The sequence below is a fragment of the Streptomyces bambusae genome, assembly GCF_019400985.1.
Taxonomy (GTDB): Bacteria; Actinomycetota; Actinomycetes; order Streptomycetales; family Streptomycetaceae; genus Streptomyces; species Streptomyces bambusae_A.
Map to the genome: position 1 here is coordinate 1 of NZ_WTFF01000158.1, position 17114 is coordinate 17114.

A 17114-nucleotide genomic window follows, 5' to 3' on the forward strand; every position below is an offset into this window, starting at 1 on the left:
ATACGAAACACGGGGCGGTCGCGTGGGCGCGGAGAGGGGTATAAGAGACAGGGTGCCCCACCCCCCTACCGGGCCGACTCCGCGGGCCGAGGCGCCGCGGCTGCCGCAGGCCGCCCAGCCGGAGGCCCTGCCGCCGGCCCCGGCCGCCGGTGAGGCGCGCAGCCCGATCTTCGACACGCTGGAGTCGAACTGGTCCCGCCCGGAGGGCAGCGGCGCGCCGCAGGCCCCCTCGCACGGACCGGCCGCCTCCCAGCAGCCGCAGCAGCCGGCTCCGCAGCAGCGCATGCCGCAGCGCGGTCAGGAGCGGGCCGCCGAGACCCCCGCCCAGACCACCGGCGCCACGCCGACGGTGAGCTGGCGGTCCTCGCCCAACGACGAGCTGATGCGCCAGGCCGAGCGCGTGCGCCAGCCCGCCGCGGGCGGCATCACCACCTCGGGGCTGCCGCGCCGGGTACCGCGGGCGAACCTCGTGGCCGGCACCGCGCAGCAGCAGGCCGACAGCCAGTCCGGCCCCCAGGTCTCGCGTGCCCCGGACGACGTCCGCGGCCGTCTGACCAACCTCCGACGGGGTATCCAGCAGGGCCGCCAGGCCGGAAACACCGGCAACAGCGGTCCGGCGACGGGCAGTTACCACATCGACCCCACTTACCAGCAGGAGCGATAGTTGAGTTCGATGAGCCAGGCGGCACAGAACCTGAACTGGTTGATCACCAACTTCGTGGACAACACCCCCGGGGTGTCCCACACGGTGGTGGTCTCCGCCGACGGCCTCCTTCTGGCGATGTCCGAGGGCTTCCCGCGCGACCGCGCCGACCAGCTGGCCGCCGTGGCCTCCGGTCTGACGTCGCTGACCGCAGGAGCCTCCCGCATCTTCGAGGGCGGGCCCGTCAACCAGACCGTGGTCGAGATGGACCGGGGATTCCTGTTCCTCATGTCCATCTCGGACGGTTCCTCCCTGGCCGTGCTCGCGCACCCGGAGTGCGACATCGGCCTCGTCGGCTACGAGATGGCCCTCCTCGTGGACCGCGCGGGCAGCGTCCTCACCCCGGACCTGCGCGCCGAACTGCAAGGCAGCCTGCTCACCTGACCTCTCATCTCCCGGCCGGACGGTACTGCCGGCCGGGAGACCGGGGCCCCCTCCCTGGCCCCGGGACCCAGTACCACCATCAGGCCGTCAGCTCTCCCCCCACCGGCCCCGTCAGACGGCACGCTGACCACTTGCTGTCCAGCCCGGAGGACTCATGACCCCGCCCCCCGCCTATTCCGATTCGTACGGCGACTCGTCGTACGCGGAAGGCGACCAGCCGCTGGTGCGTCCGTACGCGATGACCGGTGGCCGGACCCGGCCCCGGTACCAGCTCGCCATAGAGGCGCTGGTCAGCACGACGGCCGATCCGATGCACCTGTCGGGCCTGCTCCCCGAGCACCAGCGCATCTGCACGCTGTGCCGTGAGGTCAAGTCGGTCGCAGAGGTGTCGGCCCTGCTGTCGATGCCGCTCGGTGTCGCCCGCATCCTCGTCGCCGACCTGGCAGAGGCCGGCATGGTGGCCATCCACCAGCCGGGCAATGGAGAGGCCGGCGGCACGCCGGACGTAACGCTGCTCGAAAGGGTGCTCAGTGGACTTCGCAAGCTCTAACGGCGGGGCCGCCCGTTCCACGACTTCCGCGAAGATCGTGGTGGCGGGCGGCTTCGGCGTGGGCAAGACCACGTTCGTCGGCGCGGTCTCCGAGATCAACCCCCTGCGCACCGAAGCCGTCATGACGTCCGCCTCCGCCGGCATCGACGACCTCACCCACACCGGCGACAAGACCACCACCACGGTCGCCATGGACTTCGGCCGCATCACCCTCGACCAGGACCTCATCCTCTACCTGTTCGGCACCCCCGGACAGGACCGCTTCTGGTTCATGTGGGACGACCTCGTCCGCGGCGCCATCGGCGCCGTCGTCCTCGTCGACACCCGCCGCCTCGCCGACTGCTTCCCCGCCGTCGACTACTTCGAGAACTCCGGCCTCCCCTTCGTCATCGCCCTCAACGGCTTCGACGGACACCAGCCCTACACCCCCGACGAAGTCCGCGAAGCACTCCAGATCGGACCCGACGCCCCCATCATCACCACCGACGCCCGCCACCGCGCCGACGCCAAGAGCGCCCTCATCACGCTCGTCGAACACGCACTCATGGCACGTTTGAAGTAGACGGGTTGTAGACGGGTTCACGTAATCTCCACGTATTGCGGGGCGGGCTGTGTCGTAGGACACGACCCGCCCCGTGGTGTTCATAACGTTTCGACAGAGGTTTGAACCGAGTTGGCGACTCCGTGCGTTCACGCGATGCCGCTACGCGCACAACTGCCCTCATTTTTGCCGCAGCTCGTTCTTTATGTCCGTTTTACGTGAGGCCTACGTCTCTGTGAATGGCCGGATTCAACTGTTTGGAACACGACGGTTGGACATGCTGGAATTCAAGGAACTAGCTAGTAGCACCGCCGAGAGGTTGTTGGTCGAGTGAGGCGAAGCAACTCGAGCCCCGCGGAGGATCCCGCGCGCGGCAACTTCACCCCGCCGCCGCGCGCGGCCGCGTCTCCCGTCGACGTGCCCGTGGAGCCCCCTGTGAGCAGCGGCAGCTCCAGCCGGTTCTCGCCGCGCAACTGGCGCGTGCCCACCCGCCTGAACGCCATCCTCCTCGTGCCGTCCCTCGTGGGACTGGTCATGGGCGGCTTCCAGGTGAAGGGGTCGATCGACACCTGGAACGAGGCCAAGGACGCCGAGAAGACCGCCCGCATCGTCCAGGCGGCGTCGGAATACGGCCAGGCCCTCCTCAACGAGCGTGACGTGACCGCCGAGCCGCTCCTCAAGGGCGACCGCAACAATGCCGCGGTGGCCGAGGCGTACGCCGTCACGGACGAGGCGAAGGCGAAGTTCCACCAGGCCGTCCAGGGCATGCCGCAGAACCAGGGCCTGGAGCGGCGCCTGCAGCTGGTCAAGGCCGAGGAGCCCAAGCTGGAGCAGATACGCAAGACCGCGTATCTGAAGGACATCGAGTCGGCGAAGAAGAACCCGCCGACCACGATGGGCCCCCTGCCGACGGAGGAGGGCTACGTCCTCGTCCACCACAACCTCATGCAGTTCTCCAACGAACTGGGTCTGGGCACCGGCAACGTCACCAGCTACGGCCGCATGGTCTACGCCATTTCGCTGGCCAAGGCCGCCAACTCGCTCCAGCGCTCCATCGGCACCCACCTGCTGATCCGCCCGAGCGACAAGGAAGACGTCCGCAAGGGCCAGCTCGTCGCCTTCTCGTCGTACGCCTACCTGGAGGAGATCGCCCTCGGCGAGTACGTCGCCGCCGGCACCCAGGAGGACACCGACCGCCTCAAGGAGGTCATGGGCAACAAGTCCGCCCAGGGCCAGGCCAAGCTCGCCGAGGCCAAGGCCAACGCCGAGCGCACCGGGCAGCCGTTCAAGGCCCCGCCGGTCGTCAACGGCTCCGCCCTGACCGGTATGACCGAGGCCATCGCCGGCGGTGAGTCCAAGGAGAAGCTGGCCGCGGGCGGCACCAACTCCGTGTTCTGGCAGGCGGCCGCGACCGCGAAGTTCGAGGGCTACTCCGAGATCGAGAAGGAGCTCCTCGACAAGGCGGTCAAGGACACCATCGCGATCTCCGACGAGGCGCGCACCGACGCCATCGTCAACGGCGCGATCGTCGTCGTCGCCCTCAGCGCCGCCTTCATCATGGCCGGCCTCATGGCCCGCCAGATGGGCCGCTCCATGCGCCGCCTGCGCGGCGCCGCCTTCGACATCGCCGAGCAGCGCCTGCCGAGCCTGGTCGACCAGCTCTCGCGTACGGACCCGGGCAAGGTCGACACCCGTGTCGCGCCCATCCCGATCGACTCCCGCGACGAGATCGGCGAGGTCGCCCGCGCGTTCGACCAGGTCCACCGCGAGGCCGTCCGGCTCGCCGCCGAGCAGGCGCTCCTGCGGGGCAACGTCAACGCGATCTTCACCAACCTCTCGCGCCGCAACCAGTCGCTGATCGAGGGCCAGCTGACCCTGATCACCGACCTGGAGAACAACGAGGCCGACCCGGACCAGCTGGAGAACCTCTTCCGCCTGGACCACCTGGCGACCCGTATGCGCCGCAACGGCGAGAACCTCCTCATCCTCGCGGGTGAGGAGCCGGGCCGCCGCTGGGACCAGCCGGTCCCGCTGGTCGACGTGCTGCGCGCCGCCTCCTCCGAGGTGGAGCAGTACGAGCGCATCGAGCTGGCCGGCGTCTCCGACGCCGAGATCCACGGCCAGGCCGTGACCGACCTCGTGCACCTGCTGGCCGAGCTGCTGGAGAACGCCACCACGTTCTCCTCCCCGCAGACCAAGGTCCGCGTCAACGCCACGCGTCTGCCCGACGGCCGCGTCATGGTCGAGATCCACGACAAGGGCATCGGCCTGACCGCCGAGGACTTCGCCGACATCAACCACAAGCTGGCCAACCCGCCGACCGTGGACGTCGCGATCTCGCAGCGCATGGGCCTGTTCGTGGTCGGCCGGCTGGCGGACCGGCACAGCATCCGCGTCCAGCTGCGCCCCTCGGGCGAGCAGGCCGGCACCACCTCGCTGGTCATGCTGCCGGACGCCATCACCCATGGTGGTGGTGGCGAGGGGATCCCGGACGACGACTTCACCGTCTCCTCGATGATCCCGCAGCAGCAGGCCTTCGACGGCGGCGCGGCCCCGATGCGCACCGCCGCCGAGCTCGGCTTCGACGACTCCCGCTACGACAACCAGGGCGCCGAGGGGCACGACCTGGACCCGGTGGGCCGCTCCCTCGGCCACGCCGAGCGGCGCGCCCAGCTGGAGGCCAACATGGCCCAGCAGCAGCCGCAGCAGGAGTACGCGCAGGACTATCCGGAACCCCAGCCGGAGCATGACTACCAGCAGTACCAGGGCTACGAGCAGCCGTCGGAGCAGGGCTACGACCCGGCGTACGGCGCGCAGCAGGCCCAGGGCGGCTACGAGGGGTACTCCCAGGACGGCTACGCCTATCCGGAGGGTTCCTACTCGGACCGCCAGCAGGACGCCCAGGGATACGACGCGGGCTACGACGGCCAGTCCCACCAGGCAGAGTGGCCGGAGCAGAGCTCCTACTCCGGCACCTACCAGCAGGACTACCCTGCCGAATCGGAACCCCCGTCCGCTCCCGAACCGGCCCCGGACCGCGTAGGCTTCGACCGTCCGGGCGCCGCTGCCGACAACGGCCACCAGCTGACCGGTGCGGGCCTGCCGCGCCGCGGCAGCCAGCAGCAGTGGCAGCCGGCACAGCAGGAAGCGGAGTCCACTCCCTCCCTCTTCGACGACCGGCCGCAGGCGCGCAAGCAGCAGGCGGCGGCGCAGACGGAGCAGGGTGGCGAGGAAGGCGGCGGCTGGCGTTCGCGCAACGACGAGCGCTGGCAGCAGGCCGGCAAGCTCCGTGAGCCGAAGGCGGGCGGGGTCACCTCGTCCGGTCTCCCTCGGCGTGTGCCCAAGGCCAACTTGGTCGAGGGCACAGCGGAGCAGACCCCGCAGGGCGGCCCCCAGGTCTCCCGCGCCCCGGAGGACGTGCGTGGCAGGCTGAGCAACCTGCGGCGCGGTGTCCAGCAGGGACGCAGCGCGGGGTCCGAGCAGTCGACTAGTAACAGCTATGACCAGGAGCGTTAGTGTGAGCCCGATGAGCCAGGCGGCACAGAACCTGAACTGGTTGATCACCAACTTCGTGGACAACACCCCTGGGGTGTCCCACACCGTGGTGGTCTCCGCCGACGGCCTTCTTCTGGCGATGTCCGAGGGCTTCCCGCGCGACCGCGCCGACCAGCTGGCGGCCGTGGCCTCCGGTCTGACGTCGCTGACCGCAGGAGCTTCCCGCATCTTCGAGGGTGGAGCCGTCACCCAGACGGTGGTGGAGATGGAGCGCGGCTTCCTCTTCCTGATGTCCATCTCCGACGGATCGTCGCTGGCCGTACTCGCGCACCCGGAGTGCGACATCGGCCTCGTGGGCTACGAGATGGCCCTCCTGGTGGATCGAGCGGGCACGGTTCTGACCCCGGACCTGCGCGCCGAACTGCAGGGAAGTCTTCTCAACTAGCAAACAGGCAGTGCGTTTCGCGTCACCGCGCCTTAAGGTGCGGTGGCGCGGTTCCACAGGGAGTACTGCGTTCTTGGAGTCGGAGGAGGAAACGTGACAACACCCGGAGGTCATCCTTATGGCGGCGCTCAGCCGCAGGGTGGGCACGACCAGAACCGCTTCAACTTCCCCTCCGCTCCCAGCCGGCCCGTGCCGGAGCACAACCCGTACCAGCAGCAGCCCTACGGCCAGCCGCAGGCGCCCCAGCAGCCCACGCGGGTTGCCCGGCCGCAGCAGCAGGCTCCGAAGGCGCACAACCCGCTGGTGCGTCCGTACGCGATGACCGGTGGCCGGACCCGGCCCCGTTACCAGCTCGCCATCGAGGCGCTGGTCAGCACGACGGCCGATCCCGCGCGCCTGCAAGGGCAGTTGCCCGAGCACCAGCGCATCTGCCGGCTGTGCCTCGAAATCAAGTCGGTGGCCGAGATCTCGGCCCTGCTCTCCATTCCCCTCGGCGTCGCCCGGATCCTCGTTGCCGACCTGGCAGAGGCCGGACTCGTCGCCATCCATCAGCCGGGCGGCGACGAAAACGCCGGCGGCCAGCCTGACGTGACACTGCTCGAAAGGGTGCTCAGTGGACTTCGCAAGCTCTAACGGCGGGGCGGCTCGCTCCACCACCTCCGCGAAGATCGTGGTGGCGGGCGGCTTCGGCGTGGGCAAGACCACGTTCGTCGGCGCGGTCTCCGAGATCAACCCCCTGCGCACCGAAGCCGTCATGACGTCCGCCTCCGCCGGCATCGACGACCTCACCCACACCGGCGACAAGACCACCACCACGGTCGCCATGGACTTCGGCCGCATCACCCTCGACCAGGACCTCATCCTGTACCTGTTCGGCACCCCCGGACAGGACCGCTTCTGGTTCATGTGGGACGACCTCGTCCGCGGCGCCATCGGCGCCGTCGTCCTCGTCGACACCCGCCGCCTCGCCGACTGCTTCCCCGCCGTCGACTACTTCGAGAACTCCGGCCTCCCCTTCGTCATCGCCCTCAACGGCTTCGACGGACACCAGCCCTACACCCCCGACGAAGTCCGCGAAGCACTCCAGATCGGACCCGACGCCCCCATCATCACCACCGACGCCCGCCACCGCGCCGACGCCAAGAGCGCCCTCATCACGCTCGTCGAACACGCACTCATGGCACGCCTGCGCTAGCCGCCGGCACTCCGCGTCGCGTGAGGCCCCCTCCCCCGAGCAGCTTCGGGGGAGGGGGCCTCACGCATACGGCCTCGTGCATGCCGGAAGGGGTACACCGGAAGGGATACGCGGGTACGCAGAAGGCCCCGCACCCCCTGAACGGGTGCGGGGCCTTCCGGCTGCGGGTCTCAGCCCTGCCAGGAGTGCGGGGCGCGGAAGCCCGGGGTGCGCTCCAGGCGGCGCCAGCCGGCGGTGGAGCGGGTGCGGGCGGTCGGGGCCTCCGGCGAGTTCGCGGCGCGGGCCAGCAGGATCGCGGTGATCGCGGCCAGCTCCTCGGGCTCGGCGTTGCCCTTCTCGACGCGCAGCAGCATGTCGGTGCTCATGTGTGGCTGTCTCCTTACTGCGGCGGGTTGCCGTGCTTGCGGGACGGCAGGTCGGCGTGCTTGTTGCGGAGCATCGCGAGGGCGCTGATCAGCGTCTCGCGGGTCTCGGCGGGGTCGATGACGTCGTCCACGAGGCCGCGCTCGGCCGCGTAGTACGGGTGCATCAGCTCGGCCTTGTACTCCTTGACCATGCGGGCGCGCATGGCCTCGGGGTCCTCGGCGTCGGCGATCTGCTTGCGGAAGATGACGTTGGCGGCACCCTCGGCGCCCATCACGGCGATCTCGTTGGTGGGCCAGGCGTAGGTGATGTCGGCGCCGATGGACTGGGAGTCCATGACGATGTACGCGCCGCCGTAGGCCTTGCGCAGGATCAGCGAGATCCGCGGGACCGTGGCGTTGCAGTACGCGTAGAGCAGCTTGGCGCCGTGGCGGATGATGCCGCCGTGCTCCTGGCTGACGCCCGGCAGGAAGCCGGGGACGTCCAGCAGCGTGATGATCGGGATGTTGAAGGCGTCACACATCTGGACGAAGCGCGCGGCCTTTTCCGAGGCCTCGATGTCCAGGACGCCGGCCAGGTGGCCGGGCTGGTTCGCCACGATGCCGACGACCTGGCCGTCCATCCGGGCCAGGGCGCAGATGATGTTGCGGGCCCAGCGCTCGTGGATCTCCAGGACCTCGCCGTCGTCGACGACCTCCTCGATGACCTTGAGCATGTCGTACGGGCGGTTGCCGTCGGCCGGGACGAGGTCCAGCAGGACGTCGGAGCGGCGGTCGGCGGGGTCGTCGGTCTGGTGGACCGGCGGGTTCTCGCGGTTGTTGGAGGGGAGCATCGAGATGAGGTAGCGGACCTCGGCGATGCAGGTCTCCTCGTCGTCGTACGCGAAGTGCGCGACGCCGCTGGTCTCGGCGTGCACGTCGGCGCCGCCGAGGCCGTTCTGGGTGATCTCCTCGCCGGTCACCGCGCGGACCACGTCCGGGCCGGTGATGAACATCTGCGAGGTGTCGCGGACCATGAAGACGAAGTCCGTCAGGGCCGGGGAGTAGGCCGCGCCGCCCGCGCACGGGCCGAGCATGACCGAGATCTGCGGGATGACGCCCGAGGCCTTGGTGTTGCGCTGGAAGATGCCGCCGTAGCCGGCGAGCGCCGAGACGCCCTCCTGGATACGGGCGCCGGCGCCGTCGTTGAGCGAGACCAGCGGGGCACCGGCCGCGATGGCCATGTCCATGATCTTGTGGATCTTCGTGGCGTGGGCCTCGCCCAGCGCGCCGCCGAAGATCCGGAAGTCGTGCGCGTAGACGAAGACCGTGCGGCCCTCGACCGTGCCCCAGCCGGTGATGACGCCGTCGGTGTAGGGCTTCTTGGCCTCCAGGCCGAACCCCGACGCCCGGTGCCGGCGCAGCTGCTCGACCTCCTTGAAGGAACCCTCGTCCAGCAGGAGGGCGATCCGCTCGCGGGCGGTCAGCTTGCCCTTGGCGTGCTGCGCCTCGGTCGCACGGTCACTCGGTCCGCGCCGCGCCTGCTCACGCAGAGAGTGCAGCTCGGCCACGCGGCCGCGAGCGTCCGTCGGCTCGCTCGGAGTCTGGTCCACAACGGTCATGTACCGACCTTACGAACCCGACCAAGGAAAACCCTCCGTTGATTCCGCACAGTCTCGGAACCGATCCGCTGTACGGCCCGGACAGTAGCCCATATGGATGCATGGACATCACCAGTACGGACCAGCGGCCTTTGTGGGCACCACACAAATCGGCGCACTCGACCCCGGACTGTTGAAATTTGAACGGAATGGGTCTAGCGTCGATGTTGTTGAAAGTTGAACCACTCCCGAGGAGGACATCATGGGATTCTTCACCCGCCGCAACCAGACCGCCGCCCGGCCGACCGCCACCGCGGACACCGCCTCCGGCGTCGCCACCCTGGCCGTGGACCCGGCCCTGGCCGCCCTCACCGGTGACTACGCCATCGACCCGGCCCACAGCTCGATCGGCTTCACCGTCCGCCACGCGATGGTGACCAACGTGCGCGGCAGCTTCGCACAGCACGAGGGCACCCTGCACCTGGACGGCTCCGACCCGTCGCGGTCCACCGCCTCCATCGACGTGCAGATCGGCTCGGTCGGCACCGGCATCGCCGACCGCGACACGCACCTGCTGAGCAGCGACTTCTTCGACGCCGAGCGCTTCCCGCTGATGACCTTCCGGTCCACCGGGGCGAGCGCCCTGGGCGGCGACAAGTACCGCATCAGCGGCAACCTGACGATCAAGGACGTGACGCGGCCGCTCTCCATCGACCTGGAGTTCACCGGTTCCGCCACGGACGTCTACGGCAACGAGCGGGTCGGTTTCGAGGGCGGCGCCGAGATCCTGCGCTCCGAGTGGGGCCTGACCTGGAACGCCGCGCTGGAGGCCGGCGGTGTGATGGTCAGCGACAAGGTGAAGCTGACCTTCGACATCTCGGCGATCCGGCAGGCCTGACCCGCCCCGAACCGGCCGGACACGCGGGACACGCTGGACACGCCGGACCGGGGGCGGCTTAGAAGCCGCCCCCTCCGTCGAACCCGCCGCCCCCGTCGAAGAACCCGCCGCCGCCGAAGTCGGACGCGTCGAAGTCGGCCCCGGAGACGTCCCCGCCCTCGAAGCCGCCGCCGTCGCCGTACCCGCCGGCGCCCCAGTCCGAGGCGTAGGCCGGGCTGGACATCATGGATCCGAGCATGGTCCCCATCAGCAGGCCGGGCAGCATGCCGCCGCCGAAGTATCCGCCCGCCCAGGGGCCGTACGCCGGCCCGGCGTCGTAGTACGGGCGCGGCCCGTAGTCGGTGGCCACCGTGCGCACCAGCGGGTCCTGGCCCTCGCTCAGCCGTACGCCGTCCGCCGCGCAGACGGGCACGGTCCGCACGGCCCCGCCGGGCGGGGCCCACTCGGCGTCCTGCGTGCTCGGGCCGTGGCGCGGATCGAAGAAGCAGGGCGCCCGGCGCTCGGGCAGCGGCCGGTTCTCCCGGCGCGCGGCCAGCACGGCGAGCGCGAACCGGCCGTCCTCCAGGGCCTGGGTGACGCCCCGGACCTCTTCGGGGTGCTGGACGGCCCCCATGAGCTGCTTGGCCCGGTCGTACGAGTCCAGGGCCTGCCCGTAGTCCTTGCGCATGGCGTCGTCGGCGCCGGGCTCGCCGGGACGGAAGTCCAGCCGGTCGAGCTCCTCGCCGAAGGCGGTGATGTCCTCGTCCACGACCACGCGCAGCTTCTCCACGGCCGCCCGCTCGGCCGCCTCCTTCTTCCTGCGGCTGCCCCTGACCAGGGCGTACGCTCCGCCACCGCCGACCAGCGCCACCACGCCCAGGCCCACCAGGCTCGCGACCGGCACACCGGTGTCGGCGCCGGTGACGCCCCAGGAGGCCGGGGCGCTGCCGCCGGCCTGGGTGAGGGCCTGGTCGACGAAGTTGTTCAGCTGGGTGGACGCGTCCACGGGACCGCCGGACTTCACGGCGTCCGTCAGGTTCCGCACGGCGTTCACCGGCATCACGGACCGGTCGGCGCCGGCGTCGAAGCCGTCGCCGAGCCGGATCGCGTAGAGCCCGGTGATGCCGGTCTGCGTCCGCACGGTGCGCAGCACGCTGTCGGCCGGGAACTCGGGCGCCTGCGGCAGCACGGCGACGAACACCGGCTTCCCGGCGTCCTTGATCTTCTGTGCGAGGGCGTCCGCCTGGTCCTTCGACAGCTGCGCCTCGGCGCGCGGATCGACGTAGACAGGCCCTTCCTTGAGGGCCTCCGCCACGGCGGCGGGCCCGGTCGCGGCGGAGGCGGACGGCGCCGCCGCCAGGGCCCCCGCCGCCAGCGCGAGCAGGAGGCCGAGCAGTACGGATATCAGCCTGGTCCTCATGCCTACGACGCTACCCGAACCGGCACCTACCTGCGTCAAAGGGAGATAAGGGACAGCTGCGGCGGCCGAAGGCTGTTCGGCGGCTATTCGGCCGGTTCCACGCCCGCGCGCAGCAGACCGTAGGTGTAGGCGTCCACCAGGGCCTGCCAGGAGGCGGCGATCACGTTCGGGGCGACCCCCACCGTGTTCCACTCGCGGACCCCGTCGGTGGTGCTGATCAGCACCCGGGTCGTGGACTCGGTGCCGTGCTTGCCCTCCAGGATGCGGACCTTGTAGTCGACCAGCTCGAACTTCGCCAGCTGCGGGTAGAAGCGCTCCAGGGCCACGCGCAGCGCCCGGTCCAGGGCGTTGACCGGGCCGTTGCCCTCCGCGGTGGCCACGATCCGCTCGCCCTTGGCCCACAGCTTCACCGTGGCCTCGTTGGCGTGGGTGCCGTCGGGGCGGTCCTCGGCGATCGCCCGCCAGGACTCCGTACGGAAGTACCGGCGGGCCCGGCCCTCGGCCTCGGCGCGCAGCAGCAGCTCGAAGGAGGCGTCGGCGGCCTCGTACGTGTAGCCGGCGAGCTCGCGCTCCTTGACCCGCTCGACGACCCGGGCCACCAGGGCGCGGTCGCCGCCGAGGTCGACGCCGAGCTCCTTGCCCTTGAGCTCGATCGAGGCGCGGCCGGCCATGTCGGAGACCAGCATCCGCATGGTGTTGCCGACCCGCTCGGGGTCGATGTGCTGGTAGAGGTCCGGGTCCACCTTGATCGCCGAGGCGTGCAGCCCGGCCTTGTGGGCGAAGGCCGACACGCCGACGTAGGGCTGGTGGGTGGAGGGGGTGAGGTTGACGACCTCGGCGATGGCGTGGGAGATCCGGGTCATCTCGGCCAGGGCGCCCTCGGGGAGGACCTGGCGGCCGTACTTGATCTCCAGGGCGGCGACGACCGGGAAGAGGTTGGCGTTGCCCACCCGCTCGCCGTAGCCGTTGGCCGTGCACTGCACGTGGGTGGCGCCGGCGTCGACGGCGGCCAGGGTGTTGGCCACGGCGCAGCCGGTGTCGTCCTGGGCGTGGATGCCCAGGCGCGCCCCGGTGTCGGCGAGCACGGTCGAGACGACCGCCGCGACCTGGGCGGGCAGCATGCCGCCGTTGGTGTCGCACAGGATCACCACGTCCGCGCCGGCCTCGTGCGCGGTGCGGACGACGGACTTCGCGTAGTCGGGGTCGGCGCGGTAGCCGTCGAAGAAGTGCTCGCAGTCCACGAACACCCGCCGGCCCTGCTCGCGCAGGTAAGAGACGGTGTCGCGGACCATCTCCAGGTTCTCCTCCAGCGTGGTGCGCAGCGCCAGCTCGACGTGCCGGTCGTGGGACTTCGCCACCAGGGTGATCACCGGCGCGCCGGACTCCAGCAGCGCCCGCACCTGCGGGTCCTCGGCGGCCCTGCCGCCGGCCCGGCGGGTGGCTCCGAAGGCGACCAGCTGGGCGTTCTTGAAGTCGATCTCGGCGCGGGCGCGGGCGAAGAACTCCGTGTCCCGCGGGTTGGCGCCGGGCCAGCCGCCCTCGATGAAGCCGACGCCGAAGTCGTCCAGGTGGCGGGCGATGGTCAGCTTGTCCGCGACGGTGAGGTTGATGCCCTCCCGCTGGGCGCCGTCGCGCAGCGTCGTGTCGAACACGTGGAAGCTGTCGTCGGGACCCGCCGTCGGCCGGCCGGCCTCTGTCGGAGCTGCTGGCGTCATGATGATCTGAACTCCTGTCGGATGAGTGGCTCCGGATGCCCGGGATCCACCTGCCCCCATCATCGCGCGCGGCCGGTACCCCGGCAGTTGGGCCGGGGAAACGAAAAGACCCCTCGCGGGTGCGAGAGGTCTGCGCGCGGGTCTGGGGCACGGTGGCCGCCGCCGCGAAGGTCTTCCACGGTGTCAGCGGCCCCTGCGGACCGGCGCGCTGCTGCCGATAATCATGGGCTGAGCAAGCACGCCCGCAGTGTTTCACACCTGTCCGCGCGGCGGGGTCCGCGTCTCACGATACGAGCGTCTCGTCCAGGAACTCCATGGCGTGGGCCAGGATGTCCGCCCGCTCGATGCCGGGCAGCCCGACGGCGAGCTGGATGCTGAACCCGTCGAGCAGGGCCCGGGTGCGGGCGGCGAAGCGCTCGGCGTCGACCGGCTTGAACTCGCCGCGCGAGATGCCCTCGGCGAGCAGTGCGACCAGGTCGCGGTGCCAGGCCCCCTCGATGGCGGCCTGCCGGTCGCGTTCCTCGGGGCCGGCGTTCTGGGAGCGGTTCCAGACCTCCAGCCACAGGGTCCAGTGCGGGTCGCGGGCGCCGTCGGGCACGTACAGGTCGACGTACGCCCGCAGCCGCTCGCGCACCGGGCCGCGGCGGGCGAGCAGGGCCCGGCGCTCGTCGCCGAGCGCGGCCTCGCTCCACTCCAGGGTCTGCAGCAGCAGCTCGTCCTTGCTGCGGAAGTAGTACAGCAGGTGGCCGCTGCTCATGCCGACCTGCCGGCCGAGGCCGGCCATGGTCAGGCCCTCCAGGCCGCGCTCGGCGATCGTGGCCATGGCGGCGACGAGTACGTCCTCGCGCGGCGGCGCGTTCTTCCGCGCGCGCACTCCACCCGCCGCCATGGGCCACTCCTCGAATCCCGCCTGCGGTCGTCAGACCTTCGGCTGCTGCTGGGTGATGCAGTGGATACCGCCACCCCCGGCGAAAATCGTACGTGCGTCGACGAGGGTCACGGTGCGCTCGGGGAAGAGGCCGCGGAAGATCTCGGCGGCCTCCTCGTCGCGCGGGTCGTCGAAGGAGCACAGCACCACGCCGTCGTTGCACAGGTAGTGGTTGATGTAGGAGTAGTCGACCCACTCCCCGTCCTCCACCAGCACGGTCGGCGCCGGGACCTCCACGACCTCCAGCTGCCGGCCCCGCGCGTCGGTGGAGGCGCGCAGGATGGCGGCTATGGTCCTGCCGCGCTCGTGGTCGGGGTGGGCCGGGTCGGGCTGGGTGTGCACCATCACCACGCCGGGGCGGGCGAAGGCGGCGACGATGTCGACGTGGCCCTGGGTGCCGTAGGTGCCGTAGTCGCCGGCCAGGCCGTACGGGAGCCAGATCGCCTTGGTGGTGCCCAGGTGGGCGTGGATCTCGGCCTCGACCTGCTCGCGGGTCCAGCCGGGGTTGCGGCCCTCGCCGAGCTGCACGGTGTCCGTGAGCAGGACGGTGCCCTCGCCGTCGACGTGGATCGCCCCGCCCTCGTTGACCAGCGCGGTGGAGTACGTACGGGTGCCCGCCAGGTCGGAGACGTGCCGGGCGATCTTGGAGTCGTGTTCCCAGCGGGCCCAGTCCTGGGCGCCCCAGCCGTTGAAGGTCCAGTCGACGGCGGCGAGGCCGCCCCGGCCGTCGGTCACGAAGGTCGGGCCGATGTCGCGCATCCAGGCGTCGTCCAGCTCCCGCTCGACCAGCTCGATGGGGTGGCGCTCCCCCTCGCCCACGACGGCGCGGGCGCCCTCGGTGCCGCCCGGCGGGACGACGAGGGTCACCGGCTCGTACGCGCTGACGGCGCGGGCCACGGCGCCCCAGGCCTGGCGGGCCTCGGCGAGCTCCGCCTCGTCGGTGAAGGTCGGGTTGGGGCTCGGCCAGGCCATCCAGGTGCGCTCGTGGGGAGCCCACTCCGGGGGCATGCGGAATCCGGCGTCGACGGGCTTGTTCATGGGATGGAAGTCCTTGGTCTCTACAGGAAGTACAGGCGGTTGAGGGCGACGGAGTCGGCGGCTTCGGAGCGCAGCGGGTCCCCGTCGAGGGTGACCAGGCCGCTGCGCGCGTCCACATCGACCGCGCCCACCCGGGAGTTGAGGAGGAGGTCGGCGGGTCCGATGCCGCGGGTGCCGCGGACGGCGACCCGGCGCCGGCGGGTGGGCATCGCGTCGCCGCCGAGCGCGGCGGCCGCGGCCGAGACGAAGGCGACGGAGATGTCCGCGGCGGTGGCGCCGTAGGAGCCGAACTGCGGGCCGAGGACCAGGGGTTCGCAGGTGTCGGTGGCGGCGTTGGGGTCGCCGGTGACGCCGTACGCGGGGAAGCCGGACTTGAGCACCAGCTGCGGCTTGGCGCCGAAGAACGGGGGCCGCCACAGCACGATGTCGGCGAGCTTGCCGACCTCGATGGAGCCGATCTCGTGGGCCAGGCCGTGGGCGATGGCCGGGTTGATGGTCAGCTTGGCCAGGTAGCGCAGCACGCGGGCGTTGTCGTCGCCCGCGCCGTCGCCGTCCATCGGGCCGAGCTCGGCCTTCATCTTGGCCGCCATGGCGAACGTACGGCGTACGGTCTCGCCGGCCCGGCCCATGCCCTGCGCGTCGGAGGAGGTGATGCCGATGGCGCCCAGGTCGTGCAGGACGTCCTCGGCGCCCATGGTGCCGGCGCGGATGCGGTCGCGGGCCATGGCGGCGTCGCCGGGCAGGTCCGGCTTGAGGTCGTGGACGGAGACGATCATGCCGTAGTGCTCGGCGACCGCGTCCCGGCCGAAGGGCAGGGTGGGGTTGGTGGAGGAGCCGATCACGTTCGCCACGCCCGCCATCTTCAGGACGTTGGGCACGTGGCCACCGCCGCAGCCCTCGATGTGGAAGGCGTGGATCGTCCGGCCGTCCAGGACGCGCAGGGTGTCCTCGACGGAGAGGCACTCGTTGAGGCCGTCCGAGTGCAGGGCGACCTGCACGTCGTGCTCCTCGGCCACCCGCAGGGCGGTGTCCAGGGCCCGGGTGTGCGCGCCCATGTCCTCGTGCACCTTGAAACCTGACGCGCCGCCCTCGGCGAGGGCCTCGACCAGCGGGGCCGCGTCGGAGGAGGAGCCGCGGGCCAGGAAGCCGATGTTGACCGGCCAGGCGTCGAAGGCGTTGAAGGCGTGCTTCAGCGCCCACGGGGAGTTGACGCCGACGCCCCAGACCGGGCCGAACTCCTGGCCGATGACGGTGGTGACACCGGCGGCCAGCGAGGCTTCCATGATCCGCGGGGAGAGCAGGTGGACATGGGTGTCGACGGCGCCGGCGGTGGCGATCAGCCCTTCGCCGGGGACGATCGAGGTGCCGGTGCCGACGACCACGTCCACGCCGTCGAGGGTGTCGGGGTTCCCGGCCCGGCCGATCGCGTGGATGCGGCCCTCGCGGATGCCGATGGACACCTTGCGGATGCCCAGCACGGCGTCGATGACCAGCACGTTGCTGATCACCACGTCACAGGTCTCGCGGACGGCCGCCGCCTTCAGGTGCAGCCCGTCCCGGGCGGTCTTGCCGAAGCCGGCCAGGAACTCCTCGCCCGGCTTCTGGGCGTCGTGCTCGACCCGTACGGTCAGCCCGGAGTCGCCGAGGCGGACCCGGTCGCCGGCCCGGGGGCCGAAGACGGAGGCGTACTCGTGGGGGTCGATGTGGCGGCTGCTGCCGGGGGCGCAGTGGTCGCTGTGCCGGGTCCGGTAGTCGGCCCGCGTCACGATCTCGTGGCGGGGCGTCTTGCTGGGTACGACGAACATTGCCCACGGGGGACAGGCCGCCTAGTACACGTTGATGTAGTCGCCCATGGTCAGGGACGCGTCCACGTCGGTGACG

Annotated in this window: 15 protein-coding genes and 1 pseudogene; 9 read left to right on the forward strand and 7 right to left on the reverse strand. The window is 70.9% G+C overall.

From position 1 onward, the window contains the following. From GPJ59_RS21315 to GPJ59_RS21350, 8 genes and pseudogenes are all read left to right on the forward strand, one after another. Positions 1-664 (forward strand): annotated as a pseudogene (locus GPJ59_RS21315) (histidine kinase); the annotation flags it as partial. Positions 665-673: 9 nt separating this feature from the next. Continuing rightward, positions 674-1087: a roadblock/LC7 domain-containing protein gene (locus GPJ59_RS21320; RefSeq protein WP_219668842.1), complete on the forward strand. Its 414-nt coding sequence runs from the start codon at positions 674-676 to the stop codon at positions 1085-1087. A gap of 154 nt (positions 1088-1241) precedes the next feature. Beyond that, a complete protein-coding gene (locus GPJ59_RS21325) occupies positions 1242-1637 on the forward strand; it encodes a DUF742 domain-containing protein (protein ID WP_219668829.1) in 396 nt (131 codons plus the stop codon). Continuing rightward, complete coding sequence (locus tag GPJ59_RS21330; protein ID WP_219668830.1) at positions 1618-2199, forward strand: GTP-binding protein; 582 nt, start codon at positions 1618-1620, stop codon at positions 2197-2199. Before GPJ59_RS21325 ends, GPJ59_RS21330 begins: the two co-directional genes overlap by 20 nt. Positions 2200-2508: 309 nt before the next feature. Beyond that, positions 2509-5694 (forward strand): sensor histidine kinase, encoded by a 3186-nt coding sequence (locus GPJ59_RS21335; RefSeq protein WP_219668831.1) that lies wholly within the window; start codon positions 2509-2511, stop codon positions 5692-5694. Between the two features lie 10 nt (positions 5695-5704). Continuing rightward, a complete protein-coding gene (locus GPJ59_RS21340; RefSeq protein ID WP_219668832.1) occupies positions 5705-6118 on the forward strand; it encodes a roadblock/LC7 domain-containing protein in 414 nt (137 codons plus the stop codon). Between the two features lie 93 nt (positions 6119-6211). Beyond that, on the forward strand, positions 6212-6751 hold the full coding sequence (locus tag GPJ59_RS21345; protein ID WP_219668833.1) for a DUF742 domain-containing protein: 540 nt from the start codon (positions 6212-6214) through the stop codon (positions 6749-6751). Continuing rightward, positions 6732-7313, forward strand: a complete 582-nt coding sequence (locus GPJ59_RS21350) for a GTP-binding protein (protein WP_219668834.1) — start codon at positions 6732-6734, stop codon at positions 7311-7313. Before GPJ59_RS21345 ends, GPJ59_RS21350 begins: the two co-directional genes overlap by 20 nt. Before the next feature lie 170 nt (positions 7314-7483). On the opposite strand, the gene GPJ59_RS21355 is transcribed toward GPJ59_RS21350, so the two are convergent. Together GPJ59_RS21355 and GPJ59_RS21360 are read right to left on the reverse strand one after the other, a co-directional pair. Beyond that, positions 7484-7678 (reverse strand): acyl-CoA carboxylase subunit epsilon, encoded by a 195-nt coding sequence (locus GPJ59_RS21355; protein WP_219668835.1) that lies wholly within the window; start codon positions 7676-7678, stop codon positions 7484-7486. Between the two features lie 14 nt (positions 7679-7692). Next, positions 7693-9276 (reverse strand): acyl-CoA carboxylase subunit beta, encoded by a 1584-nt coding sequence (locus tag GPJ59_RS21360; RefSeq protein ID WP_219668836.1) that lies wholly within the window; start codon positions 9274-9276, stop codon positions 7693-7695. Between the two features lie 241 nt (positions 9277-9517). On the opposite strand from GPJ59_RS21360, the gene GPJ59_RS21365 reads away from it, so the two are divergent. Then, complete coding sequence (locus tag GPJ59_RS21365; RefSeq protein ID WP_219668837.1) at positions 9518-10153, forward strand: YceI family protein; 636 nt, start codon at positions 9518-9520, stop codon at positions 10151-10153. A gap of 58 nt (positions 10154-10211) precedes the next feature. On the opposite strand, the gene GPJ59_RS21370 is transcribed toward GPJ59_RS21365, so the two are convergent. The 5 genes from GPJ59_RS21370 to GPJ59_RS21390 all read right to left on the reverse strand — a co-directional run bounded on the left by GPJ59_RS21370 (position 10212) and on the right by GPJ59_RS21390 (position 16936). Then, on the reverse strand, positions 10212-11552 hold the full coding sequence (locus tag GPJ59_RS21370) for a hypothetical protein (protein WP_219668838.1): 1341 nt from the start codon (positions 11550-11552) through the stop codon (positions 10212-10214). An 83-nt stretch (positions 11553-11635) separates the two neighbouring features. Next, a complete protein-coding gene (gene cimA / locus GPJ59_RS21375) occupies positions 11636-13267 on the reverse strand; it encodes a citramalate synthase (RefSeq protein ID WP_219668839.1) in 1632 nt (543 codons plus the stop codon). 283 nt (positions 13268-13550) lie between these two features. Continuing rightward, the gene (locus GPJ59_RS21380) at positions 13551-14156 is read right to left on the reverse strand and encodes a TetR/AcrR family transcriptional regulator (RefSeq protein WP_219668840.1); all 606 of its coding nucleotides are present in this window, start codon (positions 14154-14156) and stop codon (positions 13551-13553) included. A gap of 30 nt (positions 14157-14186) precedes the next feature. Continuing rightward, a complete protein-coding gene (locus tag GPJ59_RS21385) occupies positions 14187-15233 on the reverse strand; it encodes an agmatine deiminase family protein (RefSeq protein ID WP_219668841.1) in 1047 nt (348 codons plus the stop codon). Between the two features lie 20 nt (positions 15234-15253). Continuing rightward, entirely contained in the window at positions 15254-16936 is a 1683-nt protein-coding gene (locus tag GPJ59_RS21390) for an urease subunit alpha (RefSeq protein ID WP_219668843.1), read from the reverse strand. Positions 16937-17114 lie beyond the last annotated feature (178 nt).